The sequence below is a fragment of the Comamonas testosteroni TK102 genome (genome assembly GCF_000739375.1).
Classification (GTDB): Bacteria; Pseudomonadota; Gammaproteobacteria; order Burkholderiales; family Burkholderiaceae_C; genus Comamonas; species Comamonas brasiliensis.
This window is the reverse complement of record NZ_CP006704.1, coordinates 1147527-1163899: the sequence shown is the minus strand read 5'-3', so window position 1 is coordinate 1163899 and position 16373 is coordinate 1147527. Positions and strand designations below refer to the sequence as shown.

At 64.5% G+C, this 16373-nt stretch carries 15 protein-coding genes; 6 read left to right on the top strand and 9 right to left on the bottom strand.

Annotation, left to right across the window (positions count from 1 at the left end; all coding sequences use genetic code 11):
* The first annotated feature begins 82 nt into the window (after positions 1-82).
* The 5 genes from O987_RS05215 to lldD all read left to right on the top strand — a co-directional run bounded on the left by O987_RS05215 (position 83) and on the right by lldD (position 5826).
* On the top strand, positions 83-1741 hold the full coding sequence (locus tag O987_RS05215) for an L-lactate permease (RefSeq protein ID WP_043371041.1): 1659 nt from the start codon (positions 83-85) through the stop codon (positions 1739-1741).
* Positions 1742-1860: 119 nt separating this feature from the next.
* Positions 1861-2169, top strand: a complete 309-nt coding sequence (locus O987_RS28615) for a hypothetical protein (RefSeq protein WP_144244892.1) — start codon at positions 1861-1863, stop codon at positions 2167-2169.
* Between the two features lie 71 nt (positions 2170-2240).
* A complete protein-coding gene (gene lldP, locus O987_RS05210; RefSeq protein ID WP_043371040.1) occupies positions 2241-3905 on the top strand; it encodes an L-lactate permease in 1665 nt (554 codons plus the stop codon).
* Positions 3906-3922: 17 nt separating this feature from the next.
* Entirely contained in the window at positions 3923-4693 is a 771-nt protein-coding gene (gene lldR, locus O987_RS05205) for a transcriptional regulator LldR (RefSeq protein ID WP_003058121.1), read from the top strand.
* A complete protein-coding gene (gene lldD / locus O987_RS05200) occupies positions 4690-5826 on the top strand; it encodes an FMN-dependent L-lactate dehydrogenase LldD (protein ID WP_003058124.1) in 1137 nt (378 codons plus the stop codon). Before lldR ends, lldD begins: the two co-directional genes overlap by 4 nt.
* A 40-nt stretch (positions 5827-5866) precedes the next feature.
* Here the strand turns inward: lldD and O987_RS05195 are convergent, their stop codons facing one another.
* Together O987_RS05195 and O987_RS05190 are read right to left on the bottom strand one after the other, a co-directional pair.
* Positions 5867-6748, bottom strand: a complete 882-nt coding sequence (locus O987_RS05195) for an EamA family transporter (protein WP_043371038.1) — start codon at positions 6746-6748, stop codon at positions 5867-5869.
* The gene (locus O987_RS05190) at positions 6745-7365 is read right to left on the bottom strand and encodes a nitroreductase family protein (protein WP_003058127.1); all 621 of its coding nucleotides are present in this window, start codon (positions 7363-7365) and stop codon (positions 6745-6747) included. The genes O987_RS05195 and O987_RS05190 overlap by 4 nt, the downstream gene beginning before the upstream one ends.
* Positions 7366-7445: 80 nt before the next feature.
* On the opposite strand from O987_RS05190, the gene O987_RS05185 reads away from it, so the two are divergent.
* Positions 7446-8363 carry a LysR family transcriptional regulator gene (locus tag O987_RS05185; RefSeq protein WP_003058129.1) on the top strand — a complete coding sequence of 306 codons (918 nt, stop codon included), beginning with the start codon at positions 7446-7448 and terminating at the stop codon, positions 8361-8363.
* An 11-nt stretch (positions 8364-8374) separates the two neighbouring features.
* On the opposite strand, the gene pbpC is transcribed toward O987_RS05185, so the two are convergent.
* The 7 genes from pbpC to O987_RS05150 form a co-directional block, all read right to left on the bottom strand.
* A complete protein-coding gene (gene pbpC / locus O987_RS05180) occupies positions 8375-10786 on the bottom strand; it encodes a penicillin-binding protein 1C (RefSeq protein ID WP_043376116.1) in 2412 nt (803 codons plus the stop codon).
* 156 nt (positions 10787-10942) lie between these two features.
* Positions 10943-11500, bottom strand: coding sequence for an HdeD family acid-resistance protein (locus tag O987_RS05175; RefSeq protein ID WP_043371036.1), 558 nt, complete (start codon positions 11498-11500; stop codon positions 10943-10945).
* A gap of 356 nt (positions 11501-11856) precedes the next feature.
* Positions 11857-12732 (bottom strand): endonuclease/exonuclease/phosphatase family protein, encoded by an 876-nt coding sequence (locus tag O987_RS05170; protein WP_043371034.1) that lies wholly within the window; start codon positions 12730-12732, stop codon positions 11857-11859.
* Positions 12733-12813: 81 nt separating this feature from the next.
* Complete coding sequence (locus O987_RS05165) at positions 12814-13200, bottom strand: VOC family protein (RefSeq protein ID WP_003058136.1); 387 nt, start codon at positions 13198-13200, stop codon at positions 12814-12816.
* A gap of 34 nt (positions 13201-13234) precedes the next feature.
* Complete coding sequence (locus O987_RS05160) at positions 13235-14101, bottom strand: carbohydrate ABC transporter permease (protein WP_003058139.1); 867 nt, start codon at positions 14099-14101, stop codon at positions 13235-13237.
* The gene (locus tag O987_RS05155) at positions 14098-15018 is read right to left on the bottom strand and encodes a carbohydrate ABC transporter permease (RefSeq protein WP_050785878.1); all 921 of its coding nucleotides are present in this window, start codon (positions 15016-15018) and stop codon (positions 14098-14100) included. Before O987_RS05155 ends, O987_RS05160 begins: the two co-directional genes overlap by 4 nt.
* A 35-nt stretch (positions 15019-15053) precedes the next feature.
* Complete coding sequence (locus O987_RS05150; RefSeq protein ID WP_043371032.1) at positions 15054-16343, bottom strand: ABC transporter substrate-binding protein; 1290 nt, start codon at positions 16341-16343, stop codon at positions 15054-15056.
* Positions 16344-16373: the final 30 nt, after the last annotated feature.

Here is a 16373-nt window from a genome sequence, read left to right as displayed (position 1 = left end):
AAATCAAGGGCTAATGCTAGGTGTGCAAGCCTATTCGTCCAGCGACCATCCTTGTCATCACAACAAGCAGGAGAGAAGAGAGATGGTTTGGCAACAGGTCTACGACCCCCTATCGAATATGTGGCTGTCCACATTGCTTGCGGCCATTCCGGTCGTGGTGATGCTGGTGGGCCTGGGCTTTCTGCACATGAAGGCCCACCTGGCCGCAGGCGCAGGCCTGATTGCCGCGCTGCTGATTGCAGTCTTTGTCTACAACATGCCCGGCGAAATGGCGGGGCGTGCAGCCTTGTTCGGCGGCTTCACCGGCCTGCTGCCCATTGGCTGGATCGTGCTGAACATCATCTTCCTGCATCAGCTGACCGAGCAGAACGGCAGCTTCAAGGTGCTGCAGGACTCGCTTTCGGGCATCACCGAAGACCGCCGCATCCAGCTGCTGCTGATTGCCTTCTCCTTCGGTGCCTTTTTCGAAGGCGCTGCCGGCTTCGGCACGCCCGTGGCCGTGACGGCCGCCATCCTGATCGGCCTGGGCTTTTCGCCGCTGGCGGCATCCGGCCTGTCGCTGATCGCCAATACCGCTCCCGTGGCCTTTGGTGCCCTGGGCACTCCCGTCATCACGCTGGCCAAGGTCCATGGCTACGACCTGATGGAAGTGACCGCCATGATCGGCCGCCAGCTGCCCTTCTTCTCGGTGCTGGTGCCGTTCTGGCTGATCTGGGCCTTTGCCGGTCGCAAGGGCATGATGGAGATCTGGCCCGCGATTCTGGTCACCGGCCTGTCGTTTGCGATTCCTCAGTATCTGGTCTCCAACTTCATCGGACCCGAGCTGGTGGACATCATCGCGGCCATTGTTTCCATGGCCAGCCTGATCCTGTTCCTGCGCGTCTGGCAGCCCAGGAAGATCTGGACCTCGGCCTCGCTGCGCGGCAAGGATGTCAGCGCCTCCGAAGTCAAGCCGCCCCAGCCCGTGGCCAAGCACAGCAAGAGCGCGCTGATCGCCGCCTGGACGCCCTGGATCATTCTCTCGGTGTTTGTCTTCATCTGGGGTCTGCCGCCGGTCAAGGCCTGGCTCAACAGCCTGTTTGCCCCCGCCTTCCCCATGACGGGCCTGCACAATCTGATCGAGAAAATGCCGCCCGTGGTGCCCCAGCCGACCAAGGAAGGCGCGGTCTACACGCTGAACCTGCTGTCGGCCACCGGAACCGCCATTCTGCTGTCGGCCATCGTCAGCGCCTTCGTCATGAAGTACAACCCGGTCACCATCGTGCGCACCTTCTTCAAGACCACCTGGCTGGTGCGCTACTCGCTGCTGACCATCGTGCTGATGCTGGCCCTGGGCACGCTGACACGCTACTCGGGCACCGATACCACCCTGGGCCTGGCCTTTGCCAATACCGGCGTGTTCTACCCCTTCTTCGGCACGCTGATGGGCTGGCTGGGCGTGGCGCTCACGGGCTCGGACACGGCGTCCAACGTGCTGTTTGGCGGCATGCAGAAGGTCGCCGCCGACCAGCTGGGCCTGTCGCCCAACCTCATGGGTGCCGCCAACAGCTCGGGCGGCGTGATGGGCAAGATGATCGATGCGCAATCCATTGTCGTGGCTTCGACGGCCACACGCTGGTTCAACCGCGAGGGCGACATCCTGCGCTATGTGTTCTTCCACTCGATCGCCCTGGCCTGCCTGATGGGTCTGTTCGTCACCATGCAGGCCTATGTCTGGCCGTTCAAGCTGATGGTGAACTGACGCGCCCCCGTGAGCCGCTTTGCGGCGTCCCCCCAGGGGGACGGCAACTTCGGCGAGGCGCCCCCGCCGCGAGGCGGCGGGGGCGCCCAGGCTCTTGCTCGTTGCCCCAGGGTTATGCCGTGGAGGTTTCAAGCACCGCGCTCAAAACCCGCCGTCAGGCCGGCAATGAGCTTGTCCATAAAAGCCGCAGCGCCCCAGGCCTGCGGTTTTTTTATGCTCTCAAAATTCCATGCCTCTTTAAATTGGTATTACCAATTAATTACAGAAACCAAGGGAAAACCATGAAATTCAAGATTTATTCCGCTTCATACAATCCATCCCACTTGAAATCGACCGATATTGGTAATACCAATTTAGCAAGCAAGACTGGAATAGCTCAGGCCCGCCTATGGCGCGGCACAGCCGGTTTTGCGCACGGTCATTTTTGAAAATTTGACGGGGAAGCTTCTGGTCGCTCAGGAGGGTTGCCCTCCCCGCATAAATCCAGGAGATCAAGGCAATGCAAGAAATCTGGTCGCAGAACTACGACCCCGCAGGCAATGTATGGGTGTCGGCGCTGGTGGCGCTGATCCCCATCATCTTTTTCTTTCTCGCGCTGACCAAGCTGCGCCTCAAGGGCTATGTGGCGGGCACCATCACGGTGGCGCTGTCCCTGGCCGTGGCGCTGCTGTTCTACCGCATGCCGGTCGCCAATGCGCTGGCCGCAGGCGTCTATGGCTTCTTCTACGGCCTGTGGCCGATTGCCTGGATCATTGTCGCGGCGGTCTTTCTCTACAAGGTCTCGGTCAAGACCGGGCAGTTCGACATCATCCGCTCGTCGATTCTCTCGGTCACCGAAGACCAGCGCCTGCAGCTGATCCTGGTGGGCTTTTGCTTCGGTGCCTTCCTCGAGGGAGCCGCCGGTTTCGGCGCCCCCGTGGCCATCACGGCAGCGCTGCTGGTGGGCCTGGGCTTCAGGCCACTGTATGCGGCCGGCCTGTGCCTGATCGGCAATACTGCCCCCGTGGCCTTCGGTGCCATGGGCATTCCCGTCATCGTGGCCGGTCAGGTCTCGGGCGTCGATGTCATGGCCATCAGCCAGATGGCAGGCCGCCAGTTGCCGTTCATGACCATCATCGTGCTGTTCTGGCTCATGGCCATCATGGACGGCTGGCGCGGTGTCAAGGAAACCTGGCCTGCGGTGCTGGTCGGCGGCGGCAGCTTTGCACTCGTGCAGTTCCTGACGGCCAACTACATCGGCCCCGAACTGCCGGACATCACTTCGGCCATCTTCGCCCTGGTGACGCTGACCACCTTTCTCAAGTTCTGGCAACCCAAGCGCATCTTCCGCTTCGACACCGAGCCGGGCGCAGCCAAGATCCAGACGACCGCCCCCATCAAGCTGACGACCGGCATGGTGATCAAGGCCTGGTCGCCCTTCATCATCCTCACCGCCATGGTGACCATCTGGAGCCTCAAGCCCTTCAAGGCGCTGTTTGCCTTGGGTGGCGCACTGTCCGGCACCGTCTTCAGCATTCCCGTGCCCATGCTGCACAATCTGGTGCAGAAGATGGCGCCCGTCGTTGCCACACCCACGCCTTATGGCGCGGTCTACTCCTTCAACTGGCTGTCGGCCACGGGGACCGCGATCCTGATCGCCGCCGTGCTCGCCATTCTTTTGCTGCGCCTCAAGCCAGCCGTGGCAGTCCGGACCCTGGGCGAGACCTTCAGGGAGCTCGCCCTGCCCATCTACTCCATCGGCATGGTGCTGGCCTTCGCCTTCATCGCCAACTATTCCGGCCTGTCCACCACGCTGGCCATGGCGCTGGCCCATACAGGCAAGGCCTTTGCGTTCTTCTCGCCCTTCCTGGGCTGGGTCGGCGTGTTCCTCACGGGCTCCGACACCTCGGCCAATGCGCTGTTCGGCGCCCTGCAGGCCACGACGGCAGCACAGCTGGGTCTGCCCGAGGTTCTGGCCGTGACAGCCAACACCACCGGCGGCGTGACCGGCAAAATGATCTCGCCCCAGTCCATCGCCATTGCTTGCGCGGCCGTAGGCCTGGCCGGCAAGGAATCGGACCTGTTCCGATTTACCGTCAAGCACAGTCTGGCCTTCCTGGTGCTGATCGGCATCATCTGCACGCTGCAGGCTTATGTGTTTCCGTGGATGATTCCTACCACCTGAAACTCCTGCCAGACCCCATGCCCGCCATCCGCCTGTCCGACCGCGTTGCCCAGCAGTTGCTGGAGCTGATCCAGAGCACCCAGCTCCAGAGCGGCGCCAAGCTGCCGACCGAGCGGGCGCTGGCCGAGCAGTTGGGGGTCTCGCGCACGGCGCTGCGCGAGGCCATACAGAAGCTTGCCAGCCGAGGCGTGCTCGAAAGCCGCGTGGGGGCCGGCACCTTTGTCGGCTCGCGCGTGCCCTTGTGGCACGAGCAGGCCGTCGCACCGCTGGAGTCCTTGCTGCGCGACGACCCCCAATACCGCTACGACGTGCTGGAAGCACGCCAGGCGCTGGAGCTCAGCACTGCCTGGTATGCGGCCCAGCGTGCCACCGACAAGGACAGGGATCGCATCCGCCACTGCTTCGACGACATGCTTCACCACCAGCAGGCGCGCGATGCCGCCAGCGCGGCCCGCTCCGACGCCCAGTTCCATCTGGCGATTGCCGAAGCCTCGCACAATGCCGTGCTGGTACAGCTCATGGGCAGCCTGTTCGAGCTGGTGCTGGGTACCGTGGCCCAGAATCGGCGCCTGATGTTCGTGCATGATGATCCCTCGACGCTGGAGCATCTGACTGCGCAGCACCGCAATCTCATGCAGGCCATTGTCGACGGCGAGCCAGAGCAGGCCAGAAGCGCTATCGGCCAGCACCTGGCCTATGTTCACGAAAAGCTGTCCGAGTCGGATGCCGAAGCGGCCCGACGCAAGCGGCTGGATCGTTTCTCCTCTTCCTCCGCCATTTTTTCATGATCATCTCCTCCACCACCGACTACCGCGCGGCTGCGCAAAAGCGCCTGCCGCCCTTTCTGTTCCACTATCTTGACGGCGGCGCCTATGCCGAGAAGACGCTGGCGCGCAATGTCGACGACCTGGCCGACGTGGCGCTGCGCCAGCGCGTGCTCAAGAACATGAGCCAGCTGGACACCAGCATCGAGCTGTTCGGCGAGAAGTTCTCGATTCCCGTGGCGCTGGCTCCCGTGGGGCTGACCGGCATGTTCGCCCGCCGCGGCGAAGTGCAGGCCGCCATGGCTGCCGACAAGAAGGGGATTCCCTTCACCATGTCCAGCGTCTCGGTCTGCCCCATCGAGGAAGTCGCGCCCCGGCTGGGCCGCCCGATGTGGTTCCAGCTCTATGTGCTCAAGGACCGGGGCTTCATGAAGAACGCGCTGGAGCGCGCCCAGGCTGCGGGCGTCTCCACCCTGGTCTTCACCGTGGACATGCCCGTACCCGGCGCCCGCTACCGCGATGCACACTCGGGCATGAGCGGCCCCAACGCCGCCATGCGCCGCTACCTGCAGGCCGTGACCCATCCGCACTGGGCCCTGGACGTGGGCCTGATGGGCCGCCCGCACACGCTGGGCAATATCTCCACCTACAAAGGTCAGAACGTCTCGCTCGAAGACTATATGGGCTATCTCGGCGCGAACTTCGACCCCTCCATCTCGTGGTCGGACCTGGAATGGATCCGCGACTTCTGGAAGGGTCCCATGCTCATCAAGGGCATTCTCGATCCCGAGGACGCCAGGGATGCCGTGCGTTTCGGGGCCGACGGCATCATCGTCTCCAACCACGGCGGGCGCCAGCTCGACGGCGTGCTCTCGTCGGCACGCGCCCTGCCTGCCATTGCCGATGCCGTCAAGGGCCAGATCAAGATCCTGGCCGACTCGGGCGTGCGCAACGGCCTGGACATCGTGCGACTGCTGGCCCTGGGCGCAGACTGCACCATGATAGGCCGCGCCTTCGTCTACGCGCTGGCCGCTGAAGGCGAAGCCGGCGTCACCAACCTGTTGAACCTGCTCGAAAAGGAAATGCGGGTGGCCATGACGCTGACCAGCGTCAAGAACGTCTCGGAGATCACCGGCGATCTGCTGGTACGGGACTGATCCCGCACAGGCTCCGGCCCAGGGCCGGGCCTTGCTGGGATCAGCGCGCCGGGCCCCGCTGCCCCAGCCAGATGCCGCCCAGGACCAGGGCCACGCCAGCCATCTGCACGGCCGTCAGCGTCTGGTCCAGGAATGCCCAGCCCAGCAAAATCGCCGTCAGCGGACTCAGAAAACCCAGCGGCGCCACCATGTTCGGCTCCAGCCGGGCAATACCGCGAAACCACAGCACATAGGTCAACGCCGCGCCCACCAGACCCAGCCAGGCCAGTCCGATCAGATGGCCCGGTGCGGGCGCCGGAAAATCCGGTCCGGCCCACAGCGCCACCGGCAGCAGCAACACTCCGCCGGCCGTGAGCTGCCAGGCGGTGAAGGTCAGCAGCGGTACGGGAGGACGCCACTTGCGCGTGAGCACCGTGCCACAGGCCATCGAAACCGCTCCGGCCAGGCCCGCCGCAATCCCCGTCGCATCCAGCCTCACACCAGGCGTGAGCACCAGCAAGGCCACACCCGCCAGACCGGCCAGGGCTCCCAGCACCGAGGCCGGCCGCAGCGCGCTGCCCAGCACCCAGGCCGCAAGAAACACCACCACCAGCGGCTGCACGGCCCCGACGGTGGCGGCCGCCCCTCCCGGCAGGCGGTAGGCCGAGACGAACAGCATGCTCCAGAACACCGAGAAATTGAGCGCTCCCAGAATGAACACCCGCAGCCACCACACGCCCTGCGGCAGTCGCCGTGCAAATACCAGCAACAACAGGCCTGCGGGCAGCGCGCGCAGCAAGGCCACGGTCATCGCGGGCACCTGCGGCAGCAGCTGGGTGGTGACGATGTAGCTGCTGCCCCAGATGGCGGGTGCCAGCGCCGTCAGCAGCAGATCGCGCGCCTGGGTCCGCCTGAACGCAAGCGCAGATTGAGCGGCGCTCATGCGAACTCCAGCACCTGATCCAGCGGCCGGCGTGGCTTCTGCGGCCAGTTGCCGGGCGCAGCACGGCCCACGGTGACGAGCATGACCGGCACCTCCTCGCTCGACAGGCCGAAGCTCGCCGCCACGCCTTCGGCGTCGAAGCCGGTCATCGCACAGGACGCCAGGCCCAGCGCCTGCGCCGCGTGCATCAGCGTCATGGCGCCGAAGCTGGCCGAACGCAGGGCCTCGTCGCGCACCGCCTGCGTGCTGGCGTACTGCTGCTGCGCGGCCTGCAGCCATCCCTGCGCCATGGAGGCAGGCATGAAGCCCGCGTCCACACAGGGCTGCAGCCGTTCGGCAAGCGCCTCGGGGTCGGCCAGCACGCCGCAGACGATGAAGCAGACGGCCGCTTCCTGCACCTTGACCTGGTCCTGCGCCACGGCCCGCAGCCTGGCCTTGGCCCCAGGCGTGCGCACTGCGATGAAGCGCCAGTTCTGAAGGTTGTAGGCCGTGGGTGCGCGCGTAGCCAGCTGCACCAGCCTTGATATGTCGGCATCCGCCAGATGGTGCGAGGTATCGAAGCGGTTGGCCGAGATGCGCTGCTCGATGAGGGTGAGTGTGGGATGAAGTGCGGTCATGGCATGACTGTAGATAATTCACCATGAATTGATAATTGGCGTTTATCAAAATAGACCATTCACCAGCAGAGAAGAATTACATGGACCGACTGACCGCCTTGCAAGTCTTTCATCGCATCGCGCAGCGCGGCAGCTTTGCCGAGGCGGGCCGCAGCCTGGGCCTGTCGCCGGCTGCGATCAGCAAGAACATCGCCGAGCTGGAGGCCCATGTGGGCACGCGCCTCATTCAGCGCACCACGCGGCGCATGGCGCTGACGGAAGAAGGCCGCCTGTATCTCGAACATGTCACGCGGGCGCTCGATGCGCTGGCCGATGCAGACTCGGCACTATGCCCGTTCAAGGCTGCGCCCAGCGGCCTGCTCAAGGTCAGCGCGCCCATGACATTCACGCTGACGCAGATCTCTTGCGCCCTCCCCGCCTTCCTGGAGCGCCACCCCGAGCTGCAGCTGGACCTGCACCTGGACGACAGACGCGTAGATATCGTGCGTGAAGGCTTCGATCTGGCCATACGCGGCAGTGACCGGCTCGAGGACTCCTCGCTGATTGCGCGACCATTGACCTCGATGCCGCATGTACTGTGCGCCGCGCCCGGCTATTTCGAGAAGCGCGGCCGCCCGCACACGCCTGCCGACCTCAGCGGCCTCGAGCACATACGCTTCAGCCTCTCCGGCCATGCAGATGTCTGGGAATTTGAGCAAGGCGGGCGCATGGAGCGCGTGGCGGTCAATGCGCGCTACTCGGTGTCCTCAAGCCTGGCGGTGCGCGATGCATTGCGCGCGGGCTTTGGCGTCAGCCTGATCCCGCTGCCCTATGTCGAGGAAGACCTGCGCACGGGCCGGTTGCAGGCCGCCCTGGAAGACTGGAGCACGGTGCAGACCGCGCTCTATGCCATTTATCCGTCACGCCAGCATATGACGCCCAAGCTGCGGGCGCTGCTGGACTTTCTGGTAGCGCAGTTCGATTCCGGCAACCGAGCGCCTGACCGGTTGACCGGTTGACCGGCCGGCATTCAGCGCCGGCGCTGGCTCTGGATCTGCTCCGGCCCGGCCACCAGGGCACCGGCGCCGCGCACTTCCAGCGCGATGCTGTCCAGCACCTTGCCGGAGGCATCGAGCAGCTCCAGCTTGTGGCGCCCCGGCCAGGGCAGCCAGCCCAGCTGACTGCCACGCCCCAGCTCGCGCTGCACTTCCCGCATCACGGGTTGCGCATTCTTGTCGGCAGCCGCAGGCGGGCCGTACTGCCGGGTTACCAGCCGCCAGCGCAAGCTGCCGTCACGCCAGTCCTGCTCGGCCGCCATACCGGCCTGACGCGCCACCAATTGCACGCGCTGGCTGTCGGGTGGAATATCGGGGTCCAGCGCCAGAATCGTGCCATTGGCCGGGCGCGAGATACGCACAGCGGCCGCAGCCGCAGCGCTGCCGGACTTGCTGCCTTTTTGCCTGGCCAGGCTTTTCTGCTCTGCACTGCCCGCCACGTGATCCATGGCAAACAGCGACTGCTGCGTGCCTTCCACAAACCATTCGCCACGCGCGCTTTCGATGGGCGTGCCGCCACTGGCCAGCGCGCCAAACTGCACTTGTTGCTGCAGCACGCCAGCGGGTGGCCGGGGTGCATGACTGGACACATTGCGATGCAGGAAGCCCATGATCTCGGCCCAGATGGGCGCTGCGCCGCTGGTGCCGCTCACGGAATGCATGGCTTCGCCACCAGCATTGCCGACCCAGACGCCCACGGTGTAACGCTCGGACCAGCCTACGGCCCAGTTGTCGCGCATATCCTTGCTGGTGCCGGTTTTCACGGCCGTCCAGAAGCGCGTGGCCAGCACGCTGTCGGTACCGAAGGTCGGGGCCCGCGCCATATTGTCGGAAAGAATGTCGCCGACGATGAAGGCGGCCCGCGCATCCAGTGCCTGCAGCGGTGCCTCGCTGCCCGGCGCTGCATCGCCGGATCTGCGGCTGTCTGTCCGGGGCAAGGCCCAGCTCACGGGGCGGTATTGACCGCCATTGCCCAGCGCCCTGTAGGCATTGGTCAGATTGAGCAGCGCGACCTCGCTGCTGCCCAGCGCCAGGCTGAAGCCATAGTAGCCGCCGCTTTCACGCAGCGGCAGGCCCAGCTTCTTGAGTTGCTCGAAAAACGCATCGGGCGTGACCATGACCAGCGTGCGCACTGCCGGCACATTGAGCGAGGACGCCAGCGCCGTGCGCGCCGACACCCAGCCCTTGAAGCGCCGGTCGTAGTTCTGCGGAATGTAGAGGCCGTTCTGCGTGGGGATATGGGCCGACGAATCCTCGATCAGCGAGGCGGCCGTGATGCGCTTTTCGGCCATCGCCTGCGCATAGAGAAAGGGCTTGAGCGTGGAGCCGGGCTGGCGCAAAGCGGTGACGCCATCGACCTCGGATGCCTGGCTCAGCGTGCCCGAGGAGCCCACCCAGGCCAGAATCTCGCCGCTGCGGTTGTCCAGCACCACGGCCGCACCATCTTCCACATTGCGGCCCTGCAGCTCGCGCAGATGCTGCTGCAGGCTGGCCACGGCAAAGCGCTGCAAGGCAGCGTTCAAGGTCGAGCGCACCTGCTCGTGCCCCCGGTTCTGCGGCAGCGCCAGCCAGCGCCGCGCAAAATGCGGAGCCACACCCTCGCTGGCCAGCCATTGGCGCCGCTGCAGCACGCTGGAGGTATAGAGCTGCATGGCCGAGCAATCCTTGGCCGCCACATCGTCGGGCACCATCACCTGCAGCACGCCGCAGGCACGCTGGGCGACGCGCTCCACCGACGCATTGGGCGCACGCACCAGGGCCGCGGCAATGGCCGCCTCGCGCGCATCCAGCCCATGGGCTGCCTTGCCATACAGGCTTTGCGACAGCGCGTCGATGCCCACGATCTCGCCGCGAAACGGCACCATATTCAGATAGGCCTCGAGAATCTGGTCCTTGCGCCAGCGCCTGTCCAGCACCTGGGCGGCCACGGCCTGCCCCACTTTCTGCACCACGCTGCGCCCACCCGGTCCCTGACGCCAGTCGCCGTCGAGCAGACCTGCGAGCTGCATGGTGATGGTGCTCGCGCCGCGCGTGCGCGTGTTCCAGAGATTGCCCCAGGCGGCGGCGGTGACGGCAGCCCAGTCCACGCCGCTATGCTCGTAGAAACGCCTGTCCTCGCTGAGCACCAGGGCGGTGCGCAGCGCCGGCGAGACATCGGCCAGTGCCACCCAGGGCCCGCGGCGCACCGTGCTGTCAGTGCGCAGGCGCTGCAGCAGCTCGCCCTCGCGCGACAGCAGCAGGGTCTCCGAGGAGCGATGCTCGCTGCGCACCTCGTCGTAGCTGGGCACGGCATGGCTGCTGGAGGCAAGACCCAGCCACAAGGCGGCCGTCATGCCGACGGCCCGCCAGGACTGTTTCACTCTCGGGGGCTGGAAATACCGCTGCATGCCTTGTTCCATGTCGTTGTGCGCTGTTGGAAGTCAGCAGGCATTGTCCCAAAGATGGCCCGGCGAACAGACTGCTCAGACAAGCGGCAACAAAAAAGCGGCTTCTGCAAGCCGCTTTCTCCCGAAGTCACTGCCTCTCGGAACGAGTTTACGTTCTCAGGCCGTGAACTTCTTGATCTTGAACGCCAGTATCACCATCAGCACGCCGAAGATCACGGCATAGGTCGCCAGCACCCACAGCATGGCCATCATGCCCGCGCCGGGCTGCATCAGCACGAAGATGCCGAAGAGCACCGATAGCAGCCCGCCGAGCACCAGCAGCCATTCGCCCTGAATTTCCCTGCGCAAACGCAGCGCTGCGACGATCTGCAGCACACCGGTCATCAGAGCCCAGACACCGATATAGATGGTCAGCACCAATGCGGTGATCGCCGGGTTGATGACCGTGAGCACCCCCACCACCACACCCGTCAGCCCCCACAGCAGAACCAACCACCAGTGACGCGACTGTTGGCGGCTCTTGATGGCGGTGTAGATGCCCAGCAGGCCATCGACAAACACATAGGCGCCGAACACCAGCACCAGTGCGGCCGCGGATGCTGCGGGCTGCATCCAGGTCAGCACGCCGAAAATGATGGCGGCGGCACCGCGCAGCAACAGCACCCACCAGCTACGGTGCAGCATGATGGACATGGACGGAATTTCTACAGGCATGAAGACTCCTCTCTTTCAGGGTTCCACATCACTGCGACTTGCGCAGCAGCAGGTCTCTCGAATCCAGCTCCGACCCTTAGAACGTGTTTACGATCTCCTCGCGCCGCGACAGAGGGCTTTGCGGGATGGGATGCAAGGCGCGATACCGCAGCAATAGCTCTGCTATTGCGAGGATTCGCAACGCCGCAGACCGCCCGCAAAGACACTGTCCCGAAGGGTTGGAGCGAAATCGGACGATTTCTGTGCGCTGACTCTTGCTTGCACCCCGGTGCAAGCGGCAAGCCATCGCTTCGAACTCATCCCGATTGCGCTCCAACGCGGCTGCGTAGAGATCATAAACACGTTCCAAAACAAGTTCAGCCCAGCGTCAACATCACCGGCTGGTGATCGGACGCCTCTGTGGTGCTGTCCACACGCCAGGCCTGCACATGCTGGCACAGGCTGTCGCTCACCCACAGCAGATCGCAGGCTCCGGGCTCGGCGCCCCAGGTCCGGTCCACCAGTCTGAAGGTGGGTGGCTGCGGCTGGCCAGGGTGCAGCAGATCCCAGCTATTGCGCCACTGGCCGGCCTGCAGACAGCCCTGTTCACCGGCCGCCCACGGGGCAGACAGGACGGCATATTCGGGCTCGTGCGGCTCGAAGTTGAAGTCCCCGCAAAGCACGGCATGGCGGGTATGCGGCTTGGTCTGGTAGGGCGAGCCGTCGCTGGCCGGCTGCGGCGGGGCATCGGCCAGTGCGCAGGCCTGCATCTGCAGGTCGCGCAGGGCGCCGGCCTGGGCCATGCGCTGGCGCTTCGAAAAATACTCGAGGTGCGTGGTCATGATGCGTACCGGCCCCAGTGCCGCGTCAGCGACCGTGACCACCGAGCACATGCGCTGCATGCAGCGCACATCGGCATCGGCCGGCATGGGCAGCGGATGGTGCTGCAGCTGCAGCAGCGGCAGGCGCGTGGCGACCAGATTGCCGAAGCTCTGATGTCCCCGGGAGGTGAACTCGTCGACCGAGGCACCAAAGACAATCTGCCAGCCCGGCAGCAGCGCCTTCAACTCGGCCGGCTGGTCGCCGGGATGGCCCTGCAGATCGGGGTAGTTGACGGCGATCTCCTGCAGGCACAGCACATCCAGTCCGCCGGCCTGCTCGCCCATTTGCAGCGCGTGGCGCACGATGCGCTCCACACTGACCTGTCCATCCATGCCACAGCACCATTGCACATTCCAGCTCAGGATATTCATCTTGTCGCTTCTTTCCACATCGAAAAAGACTGCAGCGCCTGCCTGCGCAGTGCTGGCAGCGGCTATTTTCAGAGCAGCCGATCAGGCCAGGGTCTCGCGCAGCTGAAACACATTGCCTTCGCTGTCCATGGCATTGCAGACCGCAAAGCCGGGGCCTTGCCAGCGCTCGTCGAACACCTGGCCGCCCAGCGCCTGCGCGACGCTTGCGGCCTCGGCGATCGCGGGCACGGTGACGAAGAACTTGAGTGCCACATCGGCACGGCGCTGCGGCGGCTTGCCGACCTGGACCCGCGCCGCGATCTCGGCAGGCAGGGCGTGAATCAGCAGCTGCAGGGCCGCGGATTCCAGCACGATGATGTGCTCATCCTCATGCAGCCGCTGCATGTCCAGCACCTGCTCGTAAAAGCGCGCCAGGGCCTGGAAGTCCTTGGCATAGATCAGCACACCAGCAGCAGCGGGACCGGGCATCGTCAGCTCCTCAAAGAGTCTGACTGTATCCCGTTCACTTGATGCCCGCGCGCATGAAGCTCTGCACGAACTGGCGCTGGAAGATGAGGAAGGCAAGCAGCAGCGGCCCCGAAGTCATCAGCGTGGCAGCGCAGATGGTCGACCATTCCACGCCCGATTCCACGCTGGAGAAAACCTGCAGGCCCACGGTGAGCGGACGCGCCTGCACGCTGTTGGTGATGATCAGCGGCCAGAGGAAATTGTTCCAGTGAAAGCTCACCGAAACCAGCGCAAACGCGGTGTAGACCGGCCTGGCCAGCGGAACGTAGACACGCCAGAGAATCTGCAGCGTGCTCGCACCTTCCACGCGCGCGGCCTCGTCCAGCTCGCGGGGTATGCCCATAAAGGTCTGGCGCAGCAGGAAGATGGCAAAGGCCGAGGCAAAATACGGCAGCCCCATGCCCACCAGGGTATCGACCGCGCCCAGCCTGGACATGGTCTGATAGTTCGCCACCAGCAGAATGTCCGGCATGATCATCAGCTGTACCAGCACCAGCGCAAACGCCACATTGCTGCCGCGAAAGCGCAAGCGCGCAAAGGCAAACGCAGCCAGCGTGGACAGCAGCAGCTGCACCACCAGAATCATGGCCACCAGCAAGATGGTGTTGAGGAAATAGCGCGCAAACGGCGCGGCTTCCCAGGCATGGCGGAAGTTCTGCAGCGTCCAGGGCGCGGACAGATCCAGGCGCGTGGACGCATCGGACGGGTGAAACGCCGTCCAGACCGCATAGGCCAGCGGCAGCAGCCACAGCAGCGCCAGCGTCCAGGCGGCCAGGGTGTCCAGCCATGAAGTGCCATGAAAGCTCAGGCCCCGGTCCGTCCCGGCGCTGCTGCGCCCTGACAGAAATGCAGCAGCGGTCATTGATAGTGCACCTTCTTGTCGAGCACGAAGAACTGCAACAGCGCCACGGCAGCCAGCACCGTGACCAGCACCACGGTGATGGCCGCGGCATAGCCGGTATCCCAGAATTTGAAGCCCACTTCGTAGAGGTGATAGAGCAGCAGCGTGGAGGCATTGTCCGGCCCGCCGCGCGTGAGAATGAACACATGGTCCACCAGCCGGAAGGCATTGATCACGGCGTTGACCAGAATGAAAAGCGTGGTCGGCATGAGCAGCGGCCACTGCACGCGGCGCAGGAAATACCAGCGCGATGCGCCTTCGATGGCCGCCGCCTCCTTGAGGCTGGGATTGAGCGTCTGCAGCGCGGCCAGATAGAAGATCATGAAAAAGCCGGCCTCCTTCCACACGGCCACCAGCGTGATGCAGGCCAGGGCCGTGGAAGGATCGCCCAGCCAGTTGTGCGCGTCCAGGCCCAGTGCGCCGCGCACCTGCTCCAGCAGTCCGTACTGCGGCGTGTAGAAGAACAGCCAGATATTGGCAACGGCAATCATGGGCAGCACCGTGGGCGTGAAATACGCCATGCGCAGCCAGGCCCGCCCCGCGAGCTTCTCGTTGACCCACAGCGCCATCAGCAAGGCCAGCCCCATGGACAGCGGAATGGTGGCAGCGGCAAACCAGAGGTTGTTGCGCACGGCCTGCCAGAACACGGGGTCGTCGACCATGAGCGCATAGTTTTCCAGTCCCACCCATTCGCCGGACTGGCCGCCACGCGCCGTGGCATGCAGGCTGTCGATCAGGGTGGACAAGGCCGGCCAGTGCGTAAAGCCCAGCAGCAGCACCAGCGCCGGCATGAGCAGCAGCCAGGCATGCACGGCCTGCTGGCGTGCCGCGGCCTGCGCCAGCCTGCGGGCGGCCCTGGATGACAGGGGCGCCGCCATGGCGCCACTGCCGGTGTCAAGCGCCGGACTGCTCATTACTGGTAGCGACGCAGAATGCGGTCGGACTCCTTCTGCGCATCGTCCATGGCCTGGGCTGCGGTCTTGGTGCCGTTCAGGGCCGCCTGGATCGCATCGTTGAGCACCTTGGTCACGCGCTGGTTCTCATGGGTGGAATATTCGGCCACCGACACGGGCAGTTGATCGCGCGCCACCAGGGCCTGGGGAAATTCCTGGCCGTACTTCTTGAGTACGGGCGTCTCGTAAGCCGCTGGCGAGACCGCCACATAGCCGCTGTCCATGCTCCACTGCGCTGCACGCTCGGGCTGGGTCACCCATTTGGCAAACTCGAATGCAGCCTGCTGCTGCTCCCTGGGCGCGTTCTTGAAGATGTAGAAATTGCCCCCGCCCGTGGGCGATCCCTTGCGGACATTGCCGGCGATCTGGCCCACGCCGAAGTCGAACTTGGCATTGGCGCGGATATTGGTGAGATTGCCCGTGGTCGTCACGATGATGACAGCCTTCTTTTCCATGAAGTCCCTGGGCGTCGTGCCCCACTCCACCACGCCGGCCGGATGCACGCCGTCCCTGACGAGACTTACCCAGAAGTTCAGCGCTCCCACCACCTTGGGGTTGTTGAGCGTGACGCGGGTGCCGGACTCGTTGGCCAGCAGCACATCATTGGGCGTGGTCAGGGTCTGCAGCATCCAGTAGCCAAAGCCGGTGGACGGAATCTGGATGCCGTATTGCACGACCTTGCCGCTGGCGTCCTTCTTGGTCAGCTTGTGGGCGGCCTCCCTGAGCTCCTTCCAGTTCTGGGGCGCCTTGTCGGGGTTCAGGCCGGCCTCCTTGAAAGCTTCCTTGTTGTAGTACATCACCACGGTGGAGCGCTGAAAGGGCACGCCCCAGGTCTTGCCACCGGTCTGGCTGTTGGCCATGAAGGCCGGGTAGAAGCCCTTGAGCCAGGCCTTGTCGGCATCGGTCTTCACGAAGTCGTCAATGGGCGCAATCGCGCCCTCGTCCATCAGCGTGAACATATCGGTGGACAGCAGCACCGAGGTCGCAGGCGCCTTGCCCGCCTTGTGCGCCGTCAATGCCTTGACGATGGTTTCCTGATAGGTGCCCGCATAGATGGGCGTGAGCTTGTACTGCGGATGCGCCTTGTTGAAGTCCGCCGCATAGCCATCGATCACCTTGGTGATGGGGCCTCCCACGGCCACGGGGTAATAGAAAGGCACTTCCAGCGGGGACTGTGCAAGAGCATTGCCCGCCAGGCCAAGGCCGGCGGCAGCGGCGAACAGGCCGTGAACAAAGGTTTGACGACGCATGGGAATCTCTCCTCGGGATTTGCAGACAAT

What these genes read in the sequence shown, in the direction of transcription:
- O987_RS05215 (WP_043371041.1), top strand. Translation starts at nt 83, where the DNA reads ATGGTTTGGCAACAGGTCTACGACCCCCTATCGAATATGTGGCTGTCC.
- lldP (WP_043371040.1), top strand. Translation starts at nt 2,241, where the DNA reads ATGCAAGAAATCTGGTCGCAGAACTACGACCCCGCAGGCAATGTATGG.
- lldR (WP_003058121.1), top strand. Translation starts at nt 3,923, where the DNA reads ATGCCCGCCATCCGCCTGTCCGACCGCGTTGCCCAGCAGTTGCTGGAG.
- lldD (WP_003058124.1), top strand. Translation starts at nt 4,690, where the DNA reads ATGATCATCTCCTCCACCACCGACTACCGCGCGGCTGCGCAAAAGCGC.
- O987_RS05195 (WP_043371038.1), bottom strand. Translation starts at nt 6,748, where the DNA reads ATGAGCGCCGCTCAATCTGCGCTTGCGTTCAGGCGGACCCAGGCGCGC.
- O987_RS05190 (WP_003058127.1), bottom strand. Translation starts at nt 7,365, where the DNA reads ATGACCGCACTTCATCCCACACTCACCCTCATCGAGCAGCGCATCTCG.
- O987_RS05185 (WP_003058129.1), top strand. Translation starts at nt 7,446, where the DNA reads ATGGACCGACTGACCGCCTTGCAAGTCTTTCATCGCATCGCGCAGCGC.
- pbpC (WP_043376116.1), bottom strand. Translation starts at nt 10,786, where the DNA reads ATGCAGCGGTATTTCCAGCCCCCGAGAGTGAAACAGTCCTGGCGGGCC.
- O987_RS05175 (WP_043371036.1), bottom strand. Translation starts at nt 11,500, where the DNA reads ATGCCTGTAGAAATTCCGTCCATGTCCATCATGCTGCACCGTAGCTGG.
- O987_RS05170 (WP_043371034.1), bottom strand. Translation starts at nt 12,732, where the DNA reads ATGAATATCCTGAGCTGGAATGTGCAATGGTGCTGTGGCATGGATGGA.
- O987_RS05165 (WP_003058136.1), bottom strand. Translation starts at nt 13,200, where the DNA reads ATGCCCGGTCCCGCTGCTGCTGGTGTGCTGATCTATGCCAAGGACTTC.
- O987_RS05160 (WP_003058139.1), bottom strand. Translation starts at nt 14,101, where the DNA reads ATGACCGCTGCTGCATTTCTGTCAGGGCGCAGCAGCGCCGGGACGGAC.
- O987_RS05155 (WP_050785878.1), bottom strand. Translation starts at nt 15,018, where the DNA reads ATGGCGGCGCCCCTGTCATCCAGGGCCGCCCGCAGGCTGGCGCAGGCC.
- O987_RS05150 (WP_043371032.1), bottom strand. Translation starts at nt 16,343, where the DNA reads ATGCGTCGTCAAACCTTTGTTCACGGCCTGTTCGCCGCTGCCGCCGGC.